The organism is Ruegeria sp. D4 (genome assembly GCF_056534475.1).
Window position 1 is genome coordinate 131,603 of sequence record NZ_JBQFPJ010000007.1, and the last position, 21,499, is coordinate 153,101.

Sequence of the window (21,499 nt, forward strand, 5' to 3'; positions counted from 1 at the left end):
CTTAGTTTTGGACCGGGCGGCAAGGTGATCGCGGGGTAAAGCGCCATGTTTTCCGGACGTCTCAACCAGACATGCGTGGGCAAAACAGGTGGAAAATTTGCGCCCTGGGGTTGGCAATCGGGCCAATTCGTTGAATCTGTGCACGAACCTGCCCAGCAATACAGACAAGAGGCCCGCGATGACAGACCCGGTACAATTGACGGCAGACCTGATCCGTTGCCCATCGGTCACACCCGAGGAAGGCGGCGCGCTGGTTCTGTTGCAGAAAGTCCTGTCGGACGCGGGCTTTGAATGCACCCGGGCGGATCGCGGCGGGATCAGCAATCTGTTTGCGCGCTGGGGCAGCAAGGGCCATGCGCGCAGCTTCGGCTTCAACGGGCATACCGACGTCGTTCCTGTAGGTGATGAGGCAGCATGGACCATGCCGCCCTTTGGGGCCGAAATACGCGACGGGGTCATGTATGGCCGGGGCGCCACGGACATGAAGTCGGGCGTCGCTGCGTTTGCAGCCGCAGCCATTGATTTTGTACGGGACACTCCGCCGGACGGAGCCATCATCCTGACCATCACCGGGGATGAGGAAGCCGATGCGCTGGACGGCACAACCGCATTGCTGGATTACATGGACGCTGCGGACGAACGTATGTCGGTCTGTCTGGTTGGCGAACCCACCTGCCCGAACCGCATGGGTGATATGATCAAGATCGGGCGGCGCGGCTCGATGACCGCATGGTTCACTGTCAGTGGGGTACAAGGCCATTCGGCCTATCCTCATCGCGCGAAGAACCCGGTGCCCGCCATCGCTCGGCTGATGGACCGGCTGGCCAGCCACCAGCTGGATCAGGGCTCGGACCATTTCGATGCGTCGACCCTTGCGGTCGTCACAATCGATACCGGAAATCCGGCCACGAACGTGATCCCCGCGCAATGTCGTGGGGCAGTGAACATCCGCTTCAACGACCTTCATTCCGGGCAAAGCCTGAGCGACTGGCTGCACGCCGAAGCGGACCGGGTTGCCGAAGAGTTTGGCGTCACAATCGATACCCGCATCAAAATCTCCGGCGAAAGCTTTCTGACGCCGCCGGGCCCCCTGTCGGATCTGGTTTCGCGCGCGATCGAAGCCGAAACCGGAATCGCTCCCGAGCTGTCCACAACCGGCGGCACATCGGATGCGCGCTTCGTCAAGAACCATTGCCCGGTGGTCGAATTCGGGCTTGTCGGGCGCACCATGCATCAGGTCGACGAATGCGTCGAAGTCGCGCAAATCGAACAGCTCAAGGCGATTTATACCCGCATTCTCGGGGATTACTTCGCCTGATCCATGCAACGCACTTTGATTATCATGATCAAGGAACCACGCCCGGGTCGGGTCAAGACGCGACTGGGTCGGGATATCGGCATGGTTGGTGCAGCGTGGTGGTTTCGGCATCAGGCAAGGGCTCTGATCCGGCGGCTGCGCGATCCTCGGTGGCAGATCATGCTGGCCGTTTCACCCGATCGGGAGGGTTTGGCCAGCCGGATCTGGCCCGCCGATTTGCCGCGCGTCGCGCAAGGGCAAGGCGATCTGGGCGTCCGCATGGCCCGGATGTTACGCAGCGCTCCGGACGGGCCCGTCTGCCTGATCGGTGCCGACATACCGGGTATTACCCGAAACCACATCGCAAGCGCCTTTCGCGCCCTGGGGGCGACGCAAATGGTATTTGGACCTGCGACAGATGGCGGGTACTGGCTGATTGGTGCGCAAGGCGTAGCGGCGCTGCCACCCGGATCGTTCAATAACGTGCGCTGGTCGACGGAACACGCGCTGGCGGACACACGCGCCTCGATCCCCGATCGCAGCTTCGTGCTGCTGGATTATCTGAACGACGTGGATACCGTCGCAGATCTGCAAACCTGATCCACACGACTGTTTTTTGGTCATGACGCGGTCGCATCCCCGTGCTAGGCCGAATTCATGACTCGCATCCCCACCAAGCAGGAGGTCCTGGACTGGATCTCGGCGAACCCCACCCTGACCTCGAAACGCGATATCGCCAAGGCCTTTGGCATCAAGGGCGCGGACCGAATTGACCTCAAGCGTATCCTCAAGGAGCTAGAGGCCGAGGGGCATCTGGAAAAGCGCAAGCGCAGCTATCGCGACCCCGACCGTCTGCCTCCCGTCAGTGTATTGCAGGTGAAGGCGCCGAACGCTGACGGCGATCTGTTTGCACGCCCGCTGGAATGGCATGGCGAAGGCGTTGAACCCATTGTCCTGATCATTGCCCGCGCCAGCGATCCGGCGCTGGGCGAAGGGGACCGCATCCTGGCCCGCCTGACGGTGGTGCATGAGGAAGACCACAATTACGAGGCGCGACTGATCCGCCGTATCGGAACCAACCCGCGCAAAATCGTCGGCATCTTCCGCAAAGGGGCCGAGGGCGGGCGGATCGTTCCCATCGACAAGACCGGCCAGACCGAATGGCTGGTTCAGGATGGCGCGGTGCTGGGCGCCAAAGACGGCGAACTGGTCGAGGCCGAGCAGGCCGGGCCAAAAAACCGCATGGGCCTGCCCCGTGCGCGGATCGTGGAACGGCTGGGTGATCCGTCTGCGCCCAAGGCCGTGTCGCTGATCGCCATCCATCAGCACGGCATCCCGGACGATTTTCCGGACAAGGTGATTGACGAGGCTGACAAGGCCAAACCCGTTGGCCTGAAAGGGCGCGAAGACCTGCGGGACATGCCGTTGCTGACCATCGACCCGTCGGACGCACGGGACCATGACGACGCCTGCTATGCGCATGCCGACGACGATCCCAAGAACCCTGGCGGCCATGTCATCTGGGTCGCGATTGCAGACGTGGCAGCTTATGTGCAGCCAGGTACGGCATTGGATCGCGAGGCACGCAAACGCGGCAATTCCAGTTACTTCCCCGACCGTGTGGTGCCGATGCTGCCGGATCGTTTGTCGGGTGATCTGTGTTCGCTGCACGAAGGCGTCCCGCGCGCCTGTATCGCCGTTCGAATGCAGATCGACGCGGATGGCAACAAGATCGGCCACCGCTTCGTTCGGGCCCTGATGCGCTCTGCTGCTTCGCTGAATTACACCGAAGTGCAGGAGGCTATTGACGGTAATCCCAATGACCGTACCGGACCCCTGTTGGAACCGGTTCTGAAACCGCTCTATGCTGCGTATACCGCGCTGAAAAAGGCGCGCTCGGTACGGCAACCACTGGAACTTGACCTGCCCGAACGCAAGATTGTCCTCAGCGACACCGGCGAGGTGCTGAGCGTGGCCTTCCGCGAACGTCTGGACGCACACAGACTGATCGAAGAGTTCATGATCCTCGCCAATGTCGCGGCAGCTGAGACGCTGATCGCCAAGCGCCAGCCGCTATTGTTCCGGGTGCATGAAGAACCTGCCCCCGAAAAGCTGGAAAGCCTGCGCGAAACGGCTCAGGCCGCGGGCCTCAACCTGGCCAAGGGACAAGTGTTGCAGACACGCCACCTGAACGCGCTGCTAAACGCCGCTGCCGGAACCGAGGATGCGGAGCTGATCAACCTCACCACCCTCAGGTCGATGGCGCAGGCGTATTACAACCCCGAGAATTTCGGCCACTTCGGTTTGGCGTTGCGGAACTATGCGCATTTCACTTCGCCCATCCGTCGCTATTCCGACCTGATCGTGCATCGCGGGCTGATCTCGGCCCATGGCTGGGGCAAGGATGGGTTGACCGAGGATGACATCGATCGCCTGGAAGAGACCGCGACCCACATCTCGGACACCGAACGTCGTTCGATGATGGCGGAACGGGACACAACCGACCGCTATCTTGCCGCCTATCTCAGCGAGCGGGTGGGCAATGAGTTCACCGGTCGCATTAGCGGCATCGCCCGGTTCGGTGCCTTCGTGAAGATGGATGAAACCGGCGCGGACGGGCTGGTGCCGGTGCGCTCACTGGGTCGGGAGTTCTTCCATTTCGACCGCGAGGCCGGAACCCTGATGGGGTCGGACACCGGCCTGATCATCGCCATAGGTCAGCGTGTCACTGTTCGTCTGACTGAAGCGACGCCTGTGACCGGCGGGCTGGAGCTGGAGTTGTTGTCGATTGACGATCAGGCCTTGCCGCGCGAACGGGGGCCGGCAAAGCGGGCAACCCGGCGCAAGGCGGTCAGTACCAAGCGCAAGAAGGACAAGATCAAGCGCAAGGTCGAACGCAAACGCCGTCAGAGGTGATAAGTCAGCGCCCGCGCGATCAGCCAACCGTGACGGGTTTCGTCGATCTGGTCAATGTCATCGAACAACACGGCCCGATTGCCATCGATCCGGTCTTCACCGGGAAAGGCCGAGGTGAAATCGCCCATCAACCGGCTCTGGCAATGCACGAACAGGGCGAAGCTGGCGGACTTGTGGCTACCAAGCCGGACCGTTGATCCCTTGGGCGCCAGGTAGGCAGGCTGGCCCCAGCGCAACGCCTCAGCCAACGGCTGCGCGGCTTCCAGATCGCTTGCGGTCTCAAAGACCAGCTCTCGCAGGATCAGGGCACCCTTTCGAGTGCCCTGGGGCAGTTCCTCGAAAGCCTGTGCCACTGCCGGGTTCTCAAAGGGTCTCATACCAATGGGATCGCCTGTTCCATGCGGTCAATATAGCTGTTCAGCAGTTTATCCTGTTTGATCCGCCGCGTCAGCGGAGTGTCCGACGGTGTCGCCCGCATCGCCGCGAGAATTGGACCAACACTCATATCCGCCGATGTCGGGTGTTCCGCCAGCAGGAACGGAGATTGCCAAAGAAATGCGGCGATGGATTCCAGATCCCGCTCGATTCGTTCCATCCGTTCAGCAACCGAAAATCGGCCAACCCCCTGCGCCTGCAATCCTTTCAGAACGGATTTTCGGATGGCATTGGAAACCGGCTTTCGGATCAAAGCCGGTACAGAGGTAAAGAACGTGTTTCGCAGGATCGGCCAGACCTCGTCATTGCCCCAGCGGTCCAGAACGATCTGAAAATACAAGTGCTCTTCAGCCATTCGCACCAAAGCACGCGATTGCGCCTTTTGAATGTCGCTCAGGCCCCGGTCGAATTCGGCGCCCTGCGCCTCCAGCCAGTCCCGGATCAGGTCACTGTCCGGCACCAACCGGTCGGGTGTGCGCAACACCGGAAGCTTGTGGTGCGGCATCTTTCGGGGATCCAACAGATCCGACCGCTGCCACGACTGGCCGGAGTGCTGGAGCATGAGAGCCGTTTTCACGCAAAAAGGGCTGGCGCTGTATTGGCCAAAGGCGGATGGGAAGGTCAGAAGGGTCAGCATCAAAATCGCTCCTAAATGGGATGGTCGATGCATAACCTCGACTGATGACAGAAACTGACATCAGGTTTAGGCTAAGTTGCATCATGACCCGAACCACCCGACTGTTCCAACTGATGCAGGCCCTGCGCTCGGGCCCGTCTCCCAGAACGTCCTCACAACTGGCGCAGGATCTTGGTGTCTCGGCCCGCACGGTTCACCGCGACATAGACACATTGCGCGGCCTTGGCGCAGTCATCGACGGAGAGGCCGGTTTTGGGTTCACCCTGATCGAAGACGCGACCTTGCCCCCGCTTGGTTTTACCGATGATGAACTTGAAGCCCTTGTTCTTGGCCTGCGCGAAGTGCAGCAGATCGGGGACCCTGCCCTGTCCGACGCAGCCAGCGCGGCGCTGCGCAAATTGCAGGGCCGCCTGCCACAGCGTCAGTCCCACAGGCTAAGCCATGCGGTGCTGACGGCAACACGTTTTGACCGCCCGGCCACGCCCACGATTCATGTCCCTGATCTGCGGCAGGCCACGTGGGATGAACGCACGGTCGAGTTCGCCTATACCGATGCAAAAGGCGATGCCACCACGCGGCGCGTCAATCCGCTGAGCATCGTCTATATGGATCGGGCCAGTATTCTGCTGAGCTGGTGCCACCTGCGCCGGGATTTCCGGTTTTTCCGTCTGGACCGGATGCAGGACATGACGATTTCGGATGAAAGCTTTCGCCCCAATCGCGTTCCCTTGCTGCGGAAAGCACTGGCCCGAATCCGAGAAGATCGCGAGGCGCATAGCCGGGAAAACCAGAACGGCGAGTCCTAACAGCCACTTAAGCAACGCGCGGTCACCAAACGGGAAATTAACCACGGATTTGTACCCCATTCGTTCCTGCACAGGACGACGAGGGGAGCAAGTCATGTTGCGTTATGTATATGCTGACGAACTGCATAAATTTCCAAAACTTGCCAAGGGGATGTTTCTGGACCGCGCCGATCAGTTCAAGACCCGGCTGGGGTGGGATGTTGATGTCGACGAAAACGGCGAAGAACGGGATCGGTATGACGATCTGAACCCGCTTTATGTCATCTGGGAAGAACCCGATGGCAGCCATGGCGGTTCGATGCGGATACTGCCGACAACCGGCCCGGTCATGGTAAACGATGTCTTTGGTCATCTGACGGGCGGCAGTCCTATCCGCAGCCCGCTGATCTGGTAGGTTACGCGGTTCTGCCTGTCGCGCAATGCCAGCCCGCACACGGCAGGTGTCATAATGCTGAGCGGTGGCGAAGTGATGGAAGGATTTGGCCTGACCCATATTGCCGGTGTCTTCGACGCAAGGATGATCCGGATCTACCGTCTGATAGGGTCTTCGCCGGTGGTGCTGGGGTCGCAGGGCAAGGGCCGGGATCAGATCTCGGTCGGGCTCTGGCCCTATTCAGCCGAGGACTGCAGCCGGGTGGCTGAACGGGCGGGGGTTTCCCGAGACCTGTCCCGGCTGTGGTTTCGTGCAGCGTTCGGGGGCAGTGCGCAACATCGGTTCGCGCTTTCGGCCTGAATTCGGGAAAAGCGGACTCCGCGTCTGGTGATGACTGACGCGGCCCTGTAGGGTCGCGCCATGTCCTTGCCTCTTGTCACCTTTTCCGATGATCAGGCCGCCGCCTATGACAGCATTTCCGAGATGCTGAAATCGGCGGGCGTCGACCTTGACGATGACGCGCTGCTCAGGCCGCCCGGAGGTGGAAAGACAGAAACGATGGCCGTGATCGGCAAGGCCGGGTCAGGCAAAACCTTGCTGTTGGCTGAATTGTTCAAGGCGCTGGCCGAAACCGGTGTTCAGATCGTGTCCGGCGATTTTGAAAGCCGTAAGTCAAAGGACAAGCGCAGCCTTGCCATTCTGGCCCCGACCAACAAGGCGGCCAGCGTTCTGCGCCTGCGCGGGGTTCCCGCAACAACCATCCACCGCATCCTTTACACGCCTGTATACGACCCGGAATATGAGCGTATTGCCGAATGGCTCGCAGGCAATGACGAACGCCCTGAAATCGAGGGGCTGACGGATGAGGCGCTGGATCGGGCAGCGGCATTCTATGCCAACAACAAATCCATCCCCGGGGCGCTAGCCGCTGCCGGGCTCCGGGGTTCGGATTTCATTACCGGGTGGAAACGCCGGGACGAACCGCTCGATATCGGGTTTGTGGACGAAGCCTCGATGCTGGATGACCGGCAGTTCGAGGACCTGAAAGAGATTTTTCCAACCTTGCTGCTGTTCGGAGATCCGGCCCAGCTTGCGCCTGTGAACCAGTCCGGCAGCATGGTATTCGAAGCTCTGCCCGAGCCTCGGAAGCTGACACTGCACCGGGTCCACCGGCAGGATGCGGATAACCCGATTCTGGATCTTGCCCATGCCTTGGCGGACCCGGCAATGGGGTTCGAGGATTTCGAAAGGCTGGTCGAGCAGACCGCCCGGCAGGATGACCGCGTCGTCTGGGGGCAGCGGGTCGAGGTTGACCTGATGGCGCGCAGCCCGGTTCTGGTCTGGCGCAACGCCACGCGCATTCGCCTGATCAACGCCTTCCGGCATGTTCACGGCGCCCCCGACACCGAGTTGCTGGAGGGTGAACCCCTGATCTGCGACGGTCTGGAACTGCCGCTGAAACACCGCAAGAAGCGGCTGGATCTGGAAGCGCGCGGCCTGATCAAGGGCGCGCAGGTCATCTATCTGGGTCCCGGGCGCAAACCGGGTTTTTCACGTCTGCATGTGATGGGGGCTGAAGATCCGCAGGTCAGCGCCGCCTCGATCGTCAAGATCGAGAAACCGGACGAGGAAGAACCGTTTATCCCCTATGCCGCCCGTATGGGGGCAACCTTCCTGCATGGTGCTGCCGTGACAATTCACAAAGCGCAGGGGTCGCAATGGGACACGGTGCAGGTTTTTGCGCCCGATATCTACGCTGCCGCCAGAATGGGTCGTACCGAGGCGGGACAACCCCTGTGGAAGCGCCTGGCTTATGTGGCCATAACCCGCGCGCAGGAACGGCTGATCTGGGTCGTGCGCAATCGCCTGTCCAAGCCATCTCATCCACTGCGCGTTGATGACCTGCGCACAGCGCCCGTGGCATCTCTGGTTCTGGAGGCTGAAGACACATGAAGACTATCATCGTAACCGGCGCAAGTTCCGGTATCGGCCGGGTAACCGCCGAGTTGTTTCTGGAAGAAGGCTGGCGCGTCGGCCTTCTGGCGCGCAGTGCCGATGTTCTGACGGCAATGTCAGAGGCTCACGAAAACGCTGTCCCCTTGGTTTCCGATGTAACGAATCCGGACGCAGTCGCCGCCGCCTTCGATGCTTTCACCAAACAGGCTGGCCGTCTGGACGTGCTGTTCAACAACGCGGGCATCTTCGCGCCTGGCGGAACCATTGACGAGATCGCGCTGGACGACTGGTACAACTCGGTCAACGTGAACCTCAACGGGATGTTCCTGTGTGCCCGGGCGGCCTTTGGCATCATGCGCCATCAGTCGCCGCAAGGTGGGCGTATCATCAACAACGGTTCGATAGCGGCCCATGTCCCGCGTCCCAACTCGGTCCACTACTCGGCGACGAAACACGCGATCACCGGATTGACCCGCAGCCTGTCGTTGGACGGGCGGAGCTTTGGAATTGCCTGCGGCCAGATCGACATCGGCAACGCGCGCACGCAAATAGTGCAGGGCCTGGTCGACGCGGCGATGGCAGAAGGCACGACCCCGGACCCGACTATGTCTGTCGAGGATGCGGCACGCTCTGTGTTGCATATGGCTTCGCTGCCGCCCGAGGCGAATGTTCAGTTCATGACGGTGATGGCCACCACGATGCCTTACATCGGCCGGGGCTAAAGGTTTACTTCTCGCGCAGCAATCTGAACGCGGTCGAGGCGCCCCACCCGGCCGAGATCGCGATGACAAGCGACATCAGACCGTACCAGACCGGCTGTTGGCGGGACATGTTGAACAGAAACCGTTCAAGTCCAACCTTGCGCACGTCGATCACCGTCTCGAATTGGGAAACAACCTCTCCGCCGCGTGTCAGCAGAATGCGCGCGACATAGTCGCCCTCGGTCAAGTCTGCAGGCATGTCGATCGAGGTTCTGAACAAGGTCTGCTCATCCACAGCCACGGTGTTTTCTCGGATCGAGTAAAGTCCCTCATGCTCGCGAATTCGAACAACCGCATCCGCAAAGTCCTGCGCGCCGCGTATATGCATCGCGGCACCCACCGACCGGATGGCACGTTCGATCGAAACCCGGTGGCGCAGATCTTCTACGTCCGACAGGATGGAATTCAGCGGTGAACTGGTTGCAACGGCATAAAAGCTGGGTGCCAGATCGACCAACACGCTGTCGGTGTTCACCCAGATACCCAGCCGCTTTTCTTTTCTTCGCACCGTTACAGGGCTGGATGGCCCGGCAACCGCAACGATCACTTCCAGCGGCGGGCCCGGCGGGATCGGCGCTTCGCGCTTGACCGCCCCGAAGATCAGTATTTCGGAACCGTCAAAGTTTGCGGTGATGGCAACTCGGTCCTGGCTGAGGCCAAGAACGACCTGCTCATCCTCTGCATACGCGGGCAGGCAAAAAAGGCACAGAACGGCGATCAGATAACGCATCATGATCAGTGCCCTCCCGCATCGCCAAGCGAGTACAACTCGGAGGGTTGAAGCAACAGGTCCAGCGCAAGTTTTCCGCATACGGCAAGCACCAGGGCCGCCAGCAGAACACGCAACTGCTCGGCCGGCATGCGCGACCCGATGACCGTGCCGATCTGCGCCCCGATAACGCCACCAACCAGCAGAAGCACCGCCAGGACCACATCAACAGTGTAGTTCGTGGTGGCATGCAGCATTGTTGTAAACGCCGTCACGAAAATGATCTGAAACAGCGATGTTCCCACAACGACCTTGGTCGGCATACCCAGCAGGTAGATCATCGCAGGCACCATGATGAACCCGCCGCCCACGCCCATGATGGCGGACAGCACGCCGACGCACAGACCGACCAGCGCTGGTGGAATGACCGAAATATACAGGCCCGAAGTCCGAAAGCGCATCTTGAGCGGCATGGCGTGAACCCAGCCGCGCTGACGTCGCTTGGGGGGGGAACCTCCGGCCTTTTTTGACTTGCGCAGCGCGTTGAGGCTTTCGATGAACATCAGGCTACCGACGACACCCAGAAACACGACGTAACACAGTGTCACCAGCAGATCGACTTGACCCAGACTTTTGAGGTAGTTGAACACCACAACACCCAGCGCCGCGCCGATCAGACCTCCGGTCAGCAACACGGTGCCCATTCGAAAGTCCACGGTCCTTCGCCGGAAATGCGCCAACACGCCAGAGAACGACGACGCCACGATCTGATTGGCCTCGGTCGCAACTGCCACAGCGGGAGGGATGCCGATGAAGAACAGCAGCGGGGTCATAAGGAACCCGCCGCCAACTCCGAACATGCCGGAAAGAATGCCCACCATTCCGCCCAGACCCAACAGCAGAAAGGCGTTCACGGATACTTCGGCGATTGGAAGGTAAATCTGCATGATGTTCTCTAAACGGGCTGGGTGTGTTCGTGTAATGTGACAAAGCCCGTCTTATTGCAATGGGTCTGGCCGCAAGTGCGACGCACCGGCACGGTCTTGGCAACGTTCTGGGCGAACAATCTCTGTTTATGACCCACCTGCGGCAAAGACAGACTGACCCGCACAACAATCCCGGAGCCAGAGTCCGAGGATTCGGAAAGCGAAAAAAGCCTGTCTGCAGACCGGGTTATGAAAGAGGGCGTTTGCATACCCCTTTAGAGCGGGTGCGACATGCAAAATCAACTCTGCATGCCGCTCTGCAGCGAACAGGACTGAGATACTAGTCCGAACTGGACCTATCAGCGTTCCTTCACATAGGGTTCGCCCCCGGCGCGTGGCGGCACGGCCTTGCCCACGAACCCGGCAAGGATCACCACGGTCAGGATATAGGGCAACGCGTCCATGACTTGCACCGGTATGACGACCCCACCCAGATCGATGTTCTGGAATCGCAGGGCGATGGCCTGAAGCAGACCGAACAGAAGGCAGGCCCCCATCGCGTGCCAGGGTCTCCATTTCGCAAAGATCAGGGCCGCCAGCGCGATAAAGCCACGCCCGGCTGTCATGTCCTTGACGAACCCCGCCTGAAGCGCGGTGGCCAGATAGGCACCGGCGATCCCGCAAAGCAGACCGCAGATGGCAACAGCGGCATAGCGAAGCCCCACAACGGAAACACCGGCCGTATCCACCGCGGCAGGGTTTTCACCCACGGCGCGCAGTCGCAGGCCGAACCGGGTGCGGAACAGGATCCACCAAGTGGCAGGCACCATCAGAAAGGCGACGTAGACGAGAATCGAATGCCCAGACAGCAACTCGGAATAAATCGGGCCAATGAACGGAACACCGCTTAGTGCTTCGGCAAAGGGAAATTCGATCGGTCCAAACCGTCCGCCGCCGATCAGTGAAGGTGTTCGCCCCCCCTGCTGGAACCAGCTTTGCGCCACAAGAACGGTCATCCCCGCCGCCAGAAAATTGATCGCAACGCCCGAGATCAACTGATTGCCCCTGAATGTGATCGACGCAACGCCGTGCAGGGCCGACAAAACCAAGGAAGCAGCAATACCTGCCAGCAAGCCCAGCCAGACCGACCCGGTCACTGCTGCCACGGCGGCGGAAAAGAAAGCCGCCATCAGCATCTTGCCTTCTAGTCCGATGTCGAAGACGCCCGCCCGTTCGGAATAGAGCCCGGCCAGACAGGCCAGCAGCAGCGGGGTTGCAAGGCGGATGGTTGAGTCCAGGACCTGGATGATGATCAGGAATGTTTCCATCACTCAGCTCCTTTCCGCATACCCAGGAACAGTTTTTCAAGCGGCATGCGAACCATGTTGTCCAGCGCGCCGGTGAACAGGATCACCAGCGCCTGAATCACCACGATCAGCTCGCGCGGAATACTGGTCCAGAACGCCAGCTCGGCCCCGCCCTGATACAGGAAACCAAAAAGAATCGCCGCCAGAAACACCCCGAACGGATGAGAGCGCCCCATGAGCGCCACCGCGATACCGATGAAACCCGCGCCCTCGGTCGAGTTCAGAACCAGCCGCTCCGCCTCGCCCATGACGTTGTTGATGGCCATAAGGCCAGCCAGCGCGCCCGAGATCAGCATGGCGATGATGGTAATGCGCACGGGTGAGATGCCTGCGTAGACGGCCCCGGTTTCCGAATGACCATAGGCCCGGATTTCATAGCCAAGCCGGGTGCGCCAGATCAGCGCCCAAACCACGAAACAGGCCAGAACCGCGACAAAGAAGGTGATATTGGCCGGGGCACCTTTGAACAGAACGTTTTCGGCCGTCGAGAACATGGACTGGAACGTAGGCAGATGAACGGCTTCGGGGAACCGGGCGGTCGCCGGATCCTGCGCCCCCGGGGGGCGCATCACATTGACCAGAACATAGTTCAGAACCGCCGCTGCGATAAAATTGAACATGATCGTGGTAATCACGATATGGCTGCCGCGCTTGGCCTGCAGATAGGCCGGGATCGCAGCCCATGCCGCACCGAAAACCATTGACGCGGCGCAGGCGGCCAGAAGGGCAATGCTCCAGTGTGGCCAGGGGACATAGAGGCAGACGATGGCAACCCCAAGGCCGCCCAGCATGGCCTGTCCTTCGCCGCCGATGTTGAACATGCGCGCATGAAAGGCGACGGCCACCGCCAGCCCCGTGAACATGAAGTTCGTCGCGTAATACAGGGTGTAACCCCAGCCATAGGTCGACCCAAGCGCGCCGGAAACCATGAGCTTCACGGCCTCGACTGGGTTTTCACCGATGGCCAGGATGACCAGTGCCGAGAGGATTGCGGCCAATATCAGACTGATCAGCGGGATCAGGACGACATCGGCCCATTTGGGCATTTTTTCCATACTACGCGGCCTCTCCCGCCACACCGGCCATCAACAGGCCCAGTTCTTTTTCATCTGTCTCATGGGGCAGACGTTCGCCCATGATATGACCGTCAAACATCACCGCAATCCGGTCGGACAACGAGAAGATCTCTTCCAGCTCGACCGAGACCAGCAGGATTGCCTTGCCCTGATCACGCAGCGCGACGATCTGTTTGTGAATGAACTCGATCGCACCAATGTCCACACCGCGTGTGGGCTGGCCGACCAGCAGCAGGTCGGGGTTGCGCTCGATCTCGCGGGCAACGACGATTTTCTGCTGGTTTCCGCCCGAGAAGCTTTTGGCTGTCAGCCACGGGTTGGGCGGGCGGACGTCGAATTTCTCGATCTTGGCCTCGGTATCGGCCCGAAGGGCAGCGTTGTCCATGAAAATGCCGCGCTTGTAGGCAGGGTCACGGTGATAGCCGAAGGCGACGTTTTCCCAGGCGTGGAAATTCATGATCAGACCTTCGCGCTGCCGGTCTTCGGGGACATGCGCGATGTGCTGATCGCGGCGCGCGCGCCCGTCCGAACCCGGCCCGCTCAGCGCCAGTGGGGTGCCGTTAAGTTTGATGGACCCCTGCCCCGGTCGCATTCCGCCCAGAACCTCCAGCAATTCGGACTGACCATTGCCAGCAACACCAGCGATGCCGACGATCTCACCGGCACGGATCGTCAGATCAATACCTTTTACGCGCTCGACACCCGCCTGATCGCTCACCCGCAGATTCTCGATCTCCAGCACCGGTTTGCCTGGCTGGGCGGGCACTTTATCGACTTGCAGCAGGACCTTCCGTCCAACCATCAGCTCGGCCAGTTCCTCGGGGCTGGTGTCGGCAGTCTTGACCGTCGCAGTCATCTGCCCGCGGCGCATGACCGAGACCGTATCGGTGTTCTCCATGATCTCACGCAGCTTGTGCGTGATCACGATGATGGTCTTCCCCTCGGCCCGCAGACGGTCAAGGATGCGGAACAGCTGATCAGCCTCGGCCGGGGTCAGAACGCCGGTCGGCTCGTCCAGAATCAAAATCTCGGCCTTGCGATACAGGGCTTTCAGGATTTCGACACGCTGTTGCATGCCCACGCCGATCTCGTCGATGCGTTTGTCCGGATCCACGAACAGTTCGTATTCTTCTTCCAGCGCTTTCAGTTCCTTGCGCGCCTTGGACAAAGACGGGGCCAGCAGCCCGCCGTCTTCAGCGCCCAGAACAATGTTCTCCAGAACGGTGAAATTCTCGACCAGTTTGAAGTGCTGGAACACCATCCCGATCCCCGAGGCAATCGCGGCCTGGCTGTCAGGGATTTCGGTCTTTGTCCCGTTGATCCAGATCTCGCCTTTGTCGGCTTTGTAAAACCCGTATAGGATGCTCATCAGCGTGGATTTGCCCGCACCGTTTTCACCGATTATCCCGTGGATCGTGCCGGGGGCGACGCTGATGGAAATGTCTTTGTTGGCCTGAACCGGCCCAAAGGCTTTGGAAATCCCTTTGAGCTCAATGGCGGGGACGGTCATGTCTTGCCCTCAATTGCCGAAGGGCCGCGTAGTCAAACAGCGGCAGAGTGAGTTGGGACGGGAGATAAAATCCCCCGTCCCATGCGATATCAGAACTGCAGTGCCGGGCAGCTGTCGTTCTCGTAGTAGCTGACAACAGAGATGTCCCCGTCGATGATGCCACGACGTGCAGCTTCTACGGCATCAGCCATCTGGGGGTGTACCAGTTCGCGGTTGTTATCGTCGATTGCGACACCAACTCCGTCTTCGGCCAGACCCATGGCGAATACGCCGGTTTCAAGGTCTTCACCCGCTTTCATCGCTTCATAAACAGCAACGTCCACACGTTTCAGCATCGATGTCAGGACCTTGCCCGGGTGCAGGTGGTTCTGATTGCTGTCCACACCGATCGACAGGATACCTTCGTCTGCCGCAGTTTGCAGAACGCCAACACCGGTGCCGCCGGCAGCCGCATAGATCACATCAGCGCCCTGGCTGATCTGGGCTTTGGTCAGTTCCGAACCCTTTACAGGGTCGTTCCAGGCGGCCGGGGTGGTGCCGGTCATGTTGGCTACCACGTTGATGTCCGGGTTCACAGCCTTGGCGCCCTGTGCATAGCCGCAACCGAAGTGGCGGATCAGCGGAATGTCCATGCCGCCGATAAAGCCGACGGTGCCGGACTTGGACGCCATCGCGGCCATCATGCCGACCAGATACGAGCCTTCATGCTCGGCAAAGCCGATCTGACGGATGTTCGGCGCGTCCAGCCAGGTTACGTCAACCGCGACGAACTTGGTGTCCGGATAGTCGCCTGCAACAGCAGACAGCGGATCGGCCATTGCAAAACCCATGGTGATGATCGGGTTGGCGCCGGCTTCCGCAAAGCGGCGCAGGGCCTGCTCGCGCTGGGCTTCGGACTGAAGCTCGATCTCGCGGTAGGTACCGCCGGTCTGATTGGCCCAACGTGACGCGCCGTTATGGGCCGCTTCGTTGAACGATTTGTCGAACTTGCCACCCAGGTCAAAGATCAGGGCCGGTTCTGCAATTGCGGCACCCGCTGTCATCGCGACTGCGGCTGCGGCACCCATCAAGGATTTCATCAGGGTCATTGGTTACTCCCGTTTTGTTTTTTTGTCGGCTGGAGCCAAGATAGCCCCCTTTACCCACTCAGAGCGAGCATAACTGTTGTGATGGCGGGAATTAAGGCCGTTTGCAACAGCCATGGTCAACCACTATTTTGACCAATCGGTAAAAAACTTGCCTGCCTTCAGATCAGGCTGCATTCCATTTGGATCGCATCGAGCTTCTGATTGTTTTCATGAAGGTAATACCCCTTACGCAGGCCGCAGACCTTGTAACCACAGCTCTGATAAAGGGAAATTGCCGGCAAATTGTCGGCCGCTACGTCCAGAAAAGTATGTGTGGCACCCAGTTTTTTTGCCTTGTTGTGCCAGTCTTTCATGCATTGCCTTGCAAGCCCCTGCCTTTGATAGGCCGGGTGAGTTGCAATCGTCAAAAGCTCCGCCTGATCGGCAATAACCTGAATGACGGCAAATGATCGTTCATTTCCAACAACATGCGTGAATCTGTTTTCCAGAAGATCGCAGAACTCCTGGGCGCTCCACGGGCGGGCCCGGGTAAAGGCCGCGGCATGCGTCTTTGCAAGATCCTCCGGTTTCATTCGTCCAGCAACACCGGAGGCAGATCTTTCGATGGGGCCGCATCGGCCGCACGGACATAGAGCGGCGCTGGTGCCTCTGATACAGACTGCCAGCGACGCCACGTAATCCGGGCAATCGCGCGGGCTTGCAAATCCGCGTTGTCGTTCAGAACCAGGACTCCAAACGTTTCTGCCGTCTTTTGGCCGATCAGTTCCGGGTCAGAATCATGCAAGGAAACATAAACCTGCTCTCGCGGCGCGCGAATCGCAGGGATGCTGCCCTGAGGCGCAAATTCGGCCAGAGCATCGAATCCCGTCACGCCGACAGCCGGAATTCCCAGGCCCAGCGCCAAACCGCGCGCGGCAGAAACCGAGATTCGGATTCCGGTGAAATTGCCCGGACCTATGCCAACGCCGATCGCATCCAAATCCGCCCAAGTACACCCGCCCAGGGCCAGAACCTCGTGCAGCAGCGGCATCAGGCGTTCCGCCTGGCCGCGCGTCATGGGTTCAGCGCAGGAGGTCACGATTTCGCCGTCCCGCAACAAAGCGGCCGCGCAATGCGCGGCCGATGTGTCGAATGCCAGTATGGTCGGATCAGACGGCAACCGGGCGCACCTCGGTCACTTCGGGGATGTAGTGACGCAGCAGGTTCTCGATCCCCATTTTCAGGGTCAGGGTCGACGATGGGCAGCCCGCACAGGCGCCTTGCATATGCAGATATACGACCCCACGGTCAAAGCCGTGAAAGGTGATGTCCCCACCATCCTGTGCCACGGCCGGACGCACGCGGCTGTCCAGCAGGTCTTTGATCTGATTGACGATTTCCGCGTCCTCGCCGGTATGTTCGGCGTGCCCAGAGGCGGTTGCGGCGTCTGCGCCCATAACCGGCTGACCGGACTGGTAGTGTTCCATCACCGCGCCCAGAATTGCGGGCTTGATGTGATCCCACTGCACGTCGTCAGACTTCGTGACTGTTACAAAATCATTGCCGAAGAAAACTCCGGTAACGCCGTTCACCTCAAAGATCCGCTTGGCCAGGGGTGACTTCTCGGCAGCTTCGGCCGTCGGGAAGTCTGCCGTACCCGCTTCCAGAACGGTTTGGCCGGGCAGGAATTTCAATGTTGCAGGGTTGGGCGTCGATTCGGTTTGAATGAACATGGCGCGGCTCCGGTTGGGTTGTACCTGATATGCGGGCAGGCGCCGTGGAAGTCAAGATTTGGAACGATTCTAAATCGTACTGGCAAAATCGACCGCATCCTCCAGCCGGTCATCCCCCCAGAACAGCTCGTCGCCTGCTACGAAACTGGGCGCCCCGAACAGGTCCAGGGCCTGAGCGCGCTTGGACTGCTCGAACAAAGCTTCCTTGATAGCCGGATCCTTTGATCGCGCAATCATATCGCTGCGCAACCCGGCAACGACAAGACAATCAGCCAGCACGCTTTCGTCCGAGATTGTGCGCCCGTCGGCAAATTCTGCTTGGTACACAGCGCGCACAAATGCCGCTTTTTGGTCCTGATCCTCAATGGCCAGAACCAGCCGGGCGGCCAGAACTCCGTTTTGGGGAAAAGGGTTCGGATGCACGAAATCCAACCCGCGCTTTTTGCACAGACGCTCCATGTCACGCCACATATAGCGCCCTTTGGCGGGATAGATATTGAACGGAGAATTGTCCCATCCCTGCGCCGCGAAAATCGGGCCCAGAAGAAAGGGCTGCCAATCCACGGCAACCCCTTTTTGCGCCGCCACCAGTTCAACCCGCATCGCACTGAGATAGGAATATGTCGAAGCAAATTCGAACCAGAATTGAATACGGCGGGTCATGTAGGGGCCTCAGGTAATAGCTTCCAGCTTTTCCTTGCTCAGATCCCCGGGCACGATAGTGATCGGGATCGGAAGACTGCCGGAGTTGCGTGTCAGTTGCGTCACCAGCGGGCCGGGCCCTTTCTTTTCAACGCCCGCACCCAGAACAAGCACCCCGATTTCAGGGTCCGACTGGACATGTTCAATGATCTGAGGCACCGGGTCGCCTTCGCGGATGGCCAGTTCGGGTTCGATACCCTGCTTGTCGCGCATCCATTTCGCAAACACCTCGAAATGTGCGTGAATGCGCTCGCGCGCTTCTTCCCGCATGACTTCCGCCACACCGATCCAGTGGTTGAACTCATCCGGAGGGATGACCGACAGAACCGTTACCCCTCCGCCGGTATGCGCCGCACGCATTGCCGCGAAACGCATGGCATTCAGGCATTCGCGGCTGTCGTCAAGTATGACCAGGAACTTACGCATTTGTGTCCTCTTTTGTTTCCGGGATCATGCCCGACAGTGGGGATACTGGCAACTCGGAAGCGCGCCGCATTGACGTGTTAGCGGTTGCTGGCGGCCCAGTCCCAATACAACTCACGGGCGCGGCGGGAAATCGGGCCGACCTGATACCGGGTATCTTCCAGTGCCGTGACCGGTGTGACCTTGTTCATGTTCCCGGTCATGAACACTTCGTCAGCGTTGTGGAAATCATCAAAGCTCAGGATGGCTTCGTGCACGGTGACGCCATCTGCCAGCAGGTTCTTGATATGACGCGCGCGCGTGATCCCGGCCAAAAAGGTTCCATTTGGGGTGGGTGTGAACACCTCGCCATCGCGAACCATGAAAATGTTGGCCGTTGCGGTTTCCGCCACATGTCCAAGGGCGTCAGTGACAAGCGCATTTGAAAACCCTTTTCCGCGCACCTCCTGCAACATCCGGGCGTTGTTGGGGTAAAGACAGCCGGCCTTGGCGTTCACGACTGCGGATTCCAAAACCGGGCGACGGAATCGTGTGGTGCCCAGCGTTGCCGACGCGGTCTCGGGCGCCATTGGAATTTCTTCCAGACAGACCGCAAAACCGGTGCTGTTTTCCTGCGGTACGATCGCGGTCGCGTCGCCATCGATACCCCAGTACATCGGACGGATATAGACAGCGGCATCGGGGCTGTAGCTTTCCAAGCCTTCGCGGACGATCCCGATCATCTGATCAGTGGTCACGAATGGGGTCAGCATCAGCGCCTCGGCCGAGCGATTCACGCGGGCACAATGCGCCTCAAGGTCCGGGGCCATGCCATCAAAATACCGCGCCCCGTCAAAGACGGACGATCCCAGCCACGCACCGTGATCGGCCGCGCGCATGATCGGGGCATCCCCGTCATGCCACTGACCCTCGAAATAGGTACGGATATTCTTGCCGACTGCCATGGCGCCCTCCCTAGCTTTTGGCAAACCTAGGAAGGCGTTGAGGCAACGTCCAGCGTAATCAGCCCTGTTTGGCGCCGACCATGCCCACGATTTCGTAGGTCTGCTGCAGGATCGGAGATGCAATCGCGCGGGCCTTCTCGGCGCCCCGTGCCAAAATCTGGTCGATCTCGGCCTCTTCGCCCATCAGTCGGGCCATCTCGGACGAGATCGGCGCCAGCTTCGACACCGCCAGTTCGGCCAGCATCGGTTTGAACTCGCCAAACTGCTTGCCGCCTGCTTCGGCCAGAACCTGCTCGGCAGTCTGGTCGCTGAGGGCGGCATAGATGTTTACCAGATTGCGCGCCTCCGGGCGTTCTGCCAGCCCGTCGATCTCGGACGGCAGCGCATCCGGGTCTGTCTTGGCCTTGCGAATCTTCTTGGCGATCGCGTCGGCGTCATCGGTCATGTTGATCCGGGTCATGTCGGACGGATCCGAAGACGACATCTTGCGCGTTCCGTCGCGCAGGTTCATCACGCGCGGCGCAGCACCACCGATGACCGGTTCGGTCACAGGGAAGAAATCTACCCCATAGTCGTGATTGAACTTGATCGCGATGTCACGGGTCAGTTCCAGATGCTGTTTCTGATCCTCTCCCACAGGCACATGGGTTGCGTGATAGGTCAGAATGTCCGCCGCCATCAGCGCAGGATAGGCAAAAAGACCCAACGAGGCGTTTTGCGCATTCTTGCCCGCCTTGTCCTTGAACTGCGTCATCCGCTGCATCCAGCCCATCCGGGCGATACAGTTGAAGATCCACGCAAGCTGCGTGTGTTCGGCCACCTGGCTCTGGTTGAAAAGGATCGACTTTTCCGGATCAAGACCGGCGGCGATAAAACCAGCGCAGACTTCGCGGGTCTTTTCGCGCAGACGCTCCGGGTCTTGCCAGACGGTGATCGCGTGCAGGTCGACCATGCAATAGATGGTCTCGAATTCAGGGCCCTGCATATCCACAAAACGCTTGAGCGCACCCAGGTAGTTGCCAAGGTGCAGGTTTCCCGAAGGCTGGATGCCGGAAAACACGCGCGGCGTGAATTGAGTTTCGGTCATCGAAGGGAACTCCCGTCTGGAAAAATCAGCCCCCGTCGCTTACCCATGAGGTCAAGGGACGTCAACAGCCGCGAAAGGCCCGCCCAATGAGCAGCGAACAATATACACCTGCCGTGAACCCTCTGCCGCCTGTCGTTGTGGCGCTGGTGTTGTTCATCATGGGTATCGAACTGGCGTTTTCCCTTGGTACGCGCGGGATCGTCGGCGGACCTTCGGCTGTCGGATGGCGGCTGGACGCGCTGCAAAGCTATGCCTTCTCGCCGGACATCTTCGACTGGATGGTTCAAAACGGGCGGTGGCCCTTCGAACATTTGATCCGGTTCGTGACCTATCCCTTTGTCTCGGCCAATTTCACGCAGGCCATTTTTGTCTGCGTGTTCGTGCTGGCCATGGGCAAAATGGTGGCCGAGGTGTTTGGCGGCTTTCCCATGCTGTTGATCTTTGTGCTGTCAGGTGTCGGCGGTGCACTGGCCTATGCGCTGATCCTGGATCCCCGCTACCCGCTGGTCGGCGGGTTCCCACCGGTCTACGGTCTGATCGGCGCGTTCACCTGGCTGTTGTGGCGCAAACTGTCGCTGGTCGGCGAAAACCAGTCACGCGCTTTCAGCCTGATTGCCGTGCTGATGGGCATCCAACTGCTGTTCGGCCTGCTGTTTGGCGGCACGTCCGACTGGGTCGCCGATCTGGGCGGGTTTGCCACCGGCTTTGGCCTGTCATTCTTTTTGGCCCCGGGCGGATGGGCCCGGATTGTCGGGCGCATCCGGCGCGACTGAC

Annotated in this window: 22 protein-coding genes and 1 pseudogene; 8 read left to right on the forward strand and 15 right to left on the reverse strand. The window is 59.9% G+C overall.

The window, feature by feature from the left end; genetic code table 11:
• Window positions 1-178 precede the first annotated feature (178 nt).
• From dapE to rnr, 3 genes are read left to right on the forward strand one after another with little or no spacing between them, the layout of a single operon-like run.
• Window positions 179-1,318 (forward strand): succinyl-diaminopimelate desuccinylase, encoded by a 1,140-nt coding sequence (dapE, locus tag ACR0MI_RS12245; protein WP_170615645.1) that lies wholly within the window; start codon window positions 179-181, stop codon window positions 1,316-1,318.
• A 3-nt stretch (window positions 1,319-1,321) separates the two neighbouring features.
• Window positions 1,322-1,897, forward strand: coding sequence for a TIGR04282 family arsenosugar biosynthesis glycosyltransferase (locus tag ACR0MI_RS12250; protein ID WP_170817151.1), 576 nt, complete (start codon window positions 1,322-1,324; stop codon window positions 1,895-1,897).
• A gap of 57 nt (window positions 1,898-1,954) precedes the next feature.
• Entirely contained in the window at window positions 1,955-4,213 is a 2,259-nt protein-coding gene (gene rnr / locus ACR0MI_RS12255; RefSeq protein WP_170615650.1) for a ribonuclease R, read from the forward strand.
• Here rnr and ACR0MI_RS12260 read toward each other — a convergent pair.
• Both ACR0MI_RS12260 and ACR0MI_RS12265 read right to left on the reverse strand, forming a co-directional pair.
• Complete coding sequence (locus tag ACR0MI_RS12260; protein ID WP_170615652.1) at window positions 4,204-4,590, reverse strand: DUF1801 domain-containing protein; 387 nt, start codon at window positions 4,588-4,590, stop codon at window positions 4,204-4,206. The genes rnr and ACR0MI_RS12260 overlap by 10 nt on opposite strands.
• Window positions 4,587-5,285 carry a glutathione S-transferase family protein gene (locus ACR0MI_RS12265; RefSeq protein WP_170615654.1) on the reverse strand — a complete coding sequence of 233 codons (699 nt, stop codon included), beginning with the start codon at window positions 5,283-5,285 and terminating at the stop codon, window positions 4,587-4,589. The genes ACR0MI_RS12260 and ACR0MI_RS12265 overlap by 4 nt, the downstream gene beginning before the upstream one ends.
• 83 nt (window positions 5,286-5,368) lie before the next feature.
• Between ACR0MI_RS12265 and ACR0MI_RS12270 the strand changes: the two genes are divergently transcribed.
• The 4 genes and pseudogenes from ACR0MI_RS12270 (at window position 5,369) to ACR0MI_RS12285 (ending at window position 9,142) form a co-directional block, all read left to right on the forward strand.
• Window positions 5,369-6,091 (forward strand): helix-turn-helix transcriptional regulator, encoded by a 723-nt coding sequence (locus ACR0MI_RS12270; RefSeq protein WP_170615655.1) that lies wholly within the window; start codon window positions 5,369-5,371, stop codon window positions 6,089-6,091.
• 94 nt (window positions 6,092-6,185) lie between these two features.
• Window positions 6,186-6,824 (forward strand): annotated as a pseudogene (locus ACR0MI_RS12275) (acyl-homoserine-lactone synthase).
• 60 nt (window positions 6,825-6,884) lie between these two features.
• Window positions 6,885-8,417, forward strand: a complete 1,533-nt coding sequence (locus ACR0MI_RS12280; protein WP_170615657.1) for an AAA family ATPase — start codon at window positions 6,885-6,887, stop codon at window positions 8,415-8,417.
• On the forward strand, window positions 8,414-9,142 hold the full coding sequence (locus tag ACR0MI_RS12285; RefSeq protein WP_170615659.1) for an SDR family oxidoreductase: 729 nt from the start codon (window positions 8,414-8,416) through the stop codon (window positions 9,140-9,142). The genes ACR0MI_RS12280 and ACR0MI_RS12285 overlap by 4 nt, the downstream gene beginning before the upstream one ends.
• Before the next feature lie 4 nt (window positions 9,143-9,146).
• Here ACR0MI_RS12285 and ACR0MI_RS12290 read toward each other — a convergent pair whose 3' ends face one another.
• The 13 genes from ACR0MI_RS12290 to trpS all read right to left on the reverse strand — a co-directional run bounded on the left by ACR0MI_RS12290 (window position 9,147) and on the right by trpS (window position 20,725).
• Window positions 9,147-9,914, reverse strand: a complete 768-nt coding sequence (locus tag ACR0MI_RS12290; protein WP_170615661.1) for a TIGR02186 family protein — start codon at window positions 9,912-9,914, stop codon at window positions 9,147-9,149.
• A 2-nt stretch (window positions 9,915-9,916) separates the two neighbouring features.
• Window positions 9,917-10,837 (reverse strand): sulfite exporter TauE/SafE family protein, encoded by a 921-nt coding sequence (locus ACR0MI_RS12295; RefSeq protein ID WP_170615663.1) that lies wholly within the window; start codon window positions 10,835-10,837, stop codon window positions 9,917-9,919.
• 338 nt (window positions 10,838-11,175) lie between these two features.
• Entirely contained in the window at window positions 11,176-12,144 is a 969-nt protein-coding gene (locus ACR0MI_RS12300) for an ABC transporter permease (protein ID WP_170615665.1), read from the reverse strand.
• Window positions 12,144-13,238 carry an ABC transporter permease gene (locus tag ACR0MI_RS12305; RefSeq protein ID WP_170615667.1) on the reverse strand — a complete coding sequence of 365 codons (1,095 nt, stop codon included), beginning with the start codon at window positions 13,236-13,238 and terminating at the stop codon, window positions 12,144-12,146. Before ACR0MI_RS12305 ends, ACR0MI_RS12300 begins: the two co-directional genes overlap by 1 nt.
• 1 nt (window position 13,239) lies before the next feature.
• The gene (locus tag ACR0MI_RS12310; protein ID WP_170615669.1) at window positions 13,240-14,769 is read right to left on the reverse strand and encodes an ABC transporter ATP-binding protein; all 1,530 of its coding nucleotides are present in this window, start codon (window positions 14,767-14,769) and stop codon (window positions 13,240-13,242) included.
• Window positions 14,770-14,858: 89 nt separating this feature from the next.
• Window positions 14,859-15,857 carry a BMP family lipoprotein gene (locus tag ACR0MI_RS12315; protein WP_170615671.1) on the reverse strand — a complete coding sequence of 333 codons (999 nt, stop codon included), beginning with the start codon at window positions 15,855-15,857 and terminating at the stop codon, window positions 14,859-14,861.
• Between the two features lie 158 nt (window positions 15,858-16,015).
• Entirely contained in the window at window positions 16,016-16,429 is a 414-nt protein-coding gene (locus tag ACR0MI_RS12320; protein WP_170615673.1) for a GNAT family N-acetyltransferase, read from the reverse strand.
• Window positions 16,426-17,016 carry a tRNA (adenosine(37)-N6)-threonylcarbamoyltransferase complex dimerization subunit type 1 TsaB gene (gene tsaB, locus ACR0MI_RS12325; RefSeq protein WP_170615675.1) on the reverse strand — a complete coding sequence of 197 codons (591 nt, stop codon included), beginning with the start codon at window positions 17,014-17,016 and terminating at the stop codon, window positions 16,426-16,428. Before tsaB ends, ACR0MI_RS12320 begins: the two co-directional genes overlap by 4 nt.
• On the reverse strand, window positions 17,006-17,569 hold the full coding sequence (locus tag ACR0MI_RS12330) for a NifU family protein (protein WP_170615678.1): 564 nt from the start codon (window positions 17,567-17,569) through the stop codon (window positions 17,006-17,008). Before ACR0MI_RS12330 ends, tsaB begins: the two co-directional genes overlap by 11 nt.
• Window positions 17,570-17,638: 69 nt before the next feature.
• On the reverse strand, window positions 17,639-18,232 hold the full coding sequence (locus tag ACR0MI_RS12335) for a 2-hydroxychromene-2-carboxylate isomerase (RefSeq protein ID WP_170615680.1): 594 nt from the start codon (window positions 18,230-18,232) through the stop codon (window positions 17,639-17,641).
• 9 nt (window positions 18,233-18,241) lie between these two features.
• On the reverse strand, window positions 18,242-18,697 hold the full coding sequence (locus ACR0MI_RS12340) for a universal stress protein (RefSeq protein ID WP_170615682.1): 456 nt from the start codon (window positions 18,695-18,697) through the stop codon (window positions 18,242-18,244).
• A 77-nt stretch (window positions 18,698-18,774) separates the two neighbouring features.
• Window positions 18,775-19,638, reverse strand: coding sequence for a branched-chain amino acid aminotransferase (locus tag ACR0MI_RS12345; protein ID WP_170619577.1), 864 nt, complete (start codon window positions 19,636-19,638; stop codon window positions 18,775-18,777).
• A 58-nt stretch (window positions 19,639-19,696) separates the two neighbouring features.
• Entirely contained in the window at window positions 19,697-20,725 is a 1,029-nt protein-coding gene (gene trpS / locus ACR0MI_RS12350; RefSeq protein ID WP_170615686.1) for a tryptophan--tRNA ligase, read from the reverse strand.
• A gap of 86 nt (window positions 20,726-20,811) precedes the next feature.
• Here trpS and ACR0MI_RS12355 point away from each other — a divergent pair, with 86 nt between their 5' ends.
• Window positions 20,812-21,498, forward strand: a complete 687-nt coding sequence (locus tag ACR0MI_RS12355) for a rhomboid family intramembrane serine protease (protein WP_170615688.1) — start codon at window positions 20,812-20,814, stop codon at window positions 21,496-21,498.
• Window position 21,499: the final 1 nt, after the last annotated feature.

Excerpts from the sequence above, each read along its gene's own strand:
- ACR0MI_RS12270 (WP_170615655.1), top strand. The coding sequence starts at position 5,369 with ATGACCCGAACCACCCGACTGTTCCAACTGATGCAGGCCCTGCGCTCG.
- ACR0MI_RS12345 (WP_170619577.1), bottom strand. The coding sequence starts at position 19,638 with ATGGCAGTCGGCAAGAATATCCGTACCTATTTCGAGGGTCAGTGGCAT.
- ACR0MI_RS12280 (WP_170615657.1), top strand. The coding sequence starts at position 6,885 with ATGTCCTTGCCTCTTGTCACCTTTTCCGATGATCAGGCCGCCGCCTAT.
- ACR0MI_RS12260 (WP_170615652.1), bottom strand. The coding sequence starts at position 4,590 with ATGAGACCCTTTGAGAACCCGGCAGTGGCACAGGCTTTCGAGGAACTG.
- ACR0MI_RS12250 (WP_170817151.1), top strand. The coding sequence starts at position 1,322 with ATGCAACGCACTTTGATTATCATGATCAAGGAACCACGCCCGGGTCGG.
- ACR0MI_RS12305 (WP_170615667.1), bottom strand. The coding sequence starts at position 13,238 with ATGGAAAAAATGCCCAAATGGGCCGATGTCGTCCTGATCCCGCTGATC.
- ACR0MI_RS12340 (WP_170615682.1), bottom strand. The coding sequence starts at position 18,697 with ATGCGTAAGTTCCTGGTCATACTTGACGACAGCCGCGAATGCCTGAAT.
- ACR0MI_RS12285 (WP_170615659.1), top strand. The coding sequence starts at position 8,414 with ATGAAGACTATCATCGTAACCGGCGCAAGTTCCGGTATCGGCCGGGTA.
- ACR0MI_RS12265 (WP_170615654.1), bottom strand. The coding sequence starts at position 5,285 with ATGCTGACCCTTCTGACCTTCCCATCCGCCTTTGGCCAATACAGCGCC.
- ACR0MI_RS12355 (WP_170615688.1), top strand. The coding sequence starts at position 20,812 with ATGAGCAGCGAACAATATACACCTGCCGTGAACCCTCTGCCGCCTGTC.
- ACR0MI_RS12320 (WP_170615673.1), bottom strand. The coding sequence starts at position 16,429 with ATGAAACCGGAGGATCTTGCAAAGACGCATGCCGCGGCCTTTACCCGG.
- ACR0MI_RS12300 (WP_170615665.1), bottom strand. The coding sequence starts at position 12,144 with ATGGAAACATTCCTGATCATCATCCAGGTCCTGGACTCAACCATCCGC.
- ACR0MI_RS12315 (WP_170615671.1), bottom strand. The coding sequence starts at position 15,857 with ATGACCCTGATGAAATCCTTGATGGGTGCCGCAGCCGCAGTCGCGATG.
- ACR0MI_RS12330 (WP_170615678.1), bottom strand. The coding sequence starts at position 17,569 with ATGTTCATTCAAACCGAATCGACGCCCAACCCTGCAACATTGAAATTC.
- rnr (WP_170615650.1), top strand. The coding sequence starts at position 1,955 with ATGACTCGCATCCCCACCAAGCAGGAGGTCCTGGACTGGATCTCGGCG.
- ACR0MI_RS12295 (WP_170615663.1), bottom strand. The coding sequence starts at position 10,837 with ATGCAGATTTACCTTCCAATCGCCGAAGTATCCGTGAACGCCTTTCTG.
- ACR0MI_RS12335 (WP_170615680.1), bottom strand. The coding sequence starts at position 18,232 with ATGACCCGCCGTATTCAATTCTGGTTCGAATTTGCTTCGACATATTCC.
- ACR0MI_RS12310 (WP_170615669.1), bottom strand. The coding sequence starts at position 14,769 with ATGACCGTCCCCGCCATTGAGCTCAAAGGGATTTCCAAAGCCTTTGGG.
- trpS (WP_170615686.1), bottom strand. The coding sequence starts at position 20,725 with ATGACCGAAACTCAATTCACGCCGCGCGTGTTTTCCGGCATCCAGCCT.
- dapE (WP_170615645.1), top strand. The coding sequence starts at position 179 with ATGACAGACCCGGTACAATTGACGGCAGACCTGATCCGTTGCCCATCG.
- ACR0MI_RS12290 (WP_170615661.1), bottom strand. The coding sequence starts at position 9,914 with ATGATGCGTTATCTGATCGCCGTTCTGTGCCTTTTTTGCCTGCCCGCG.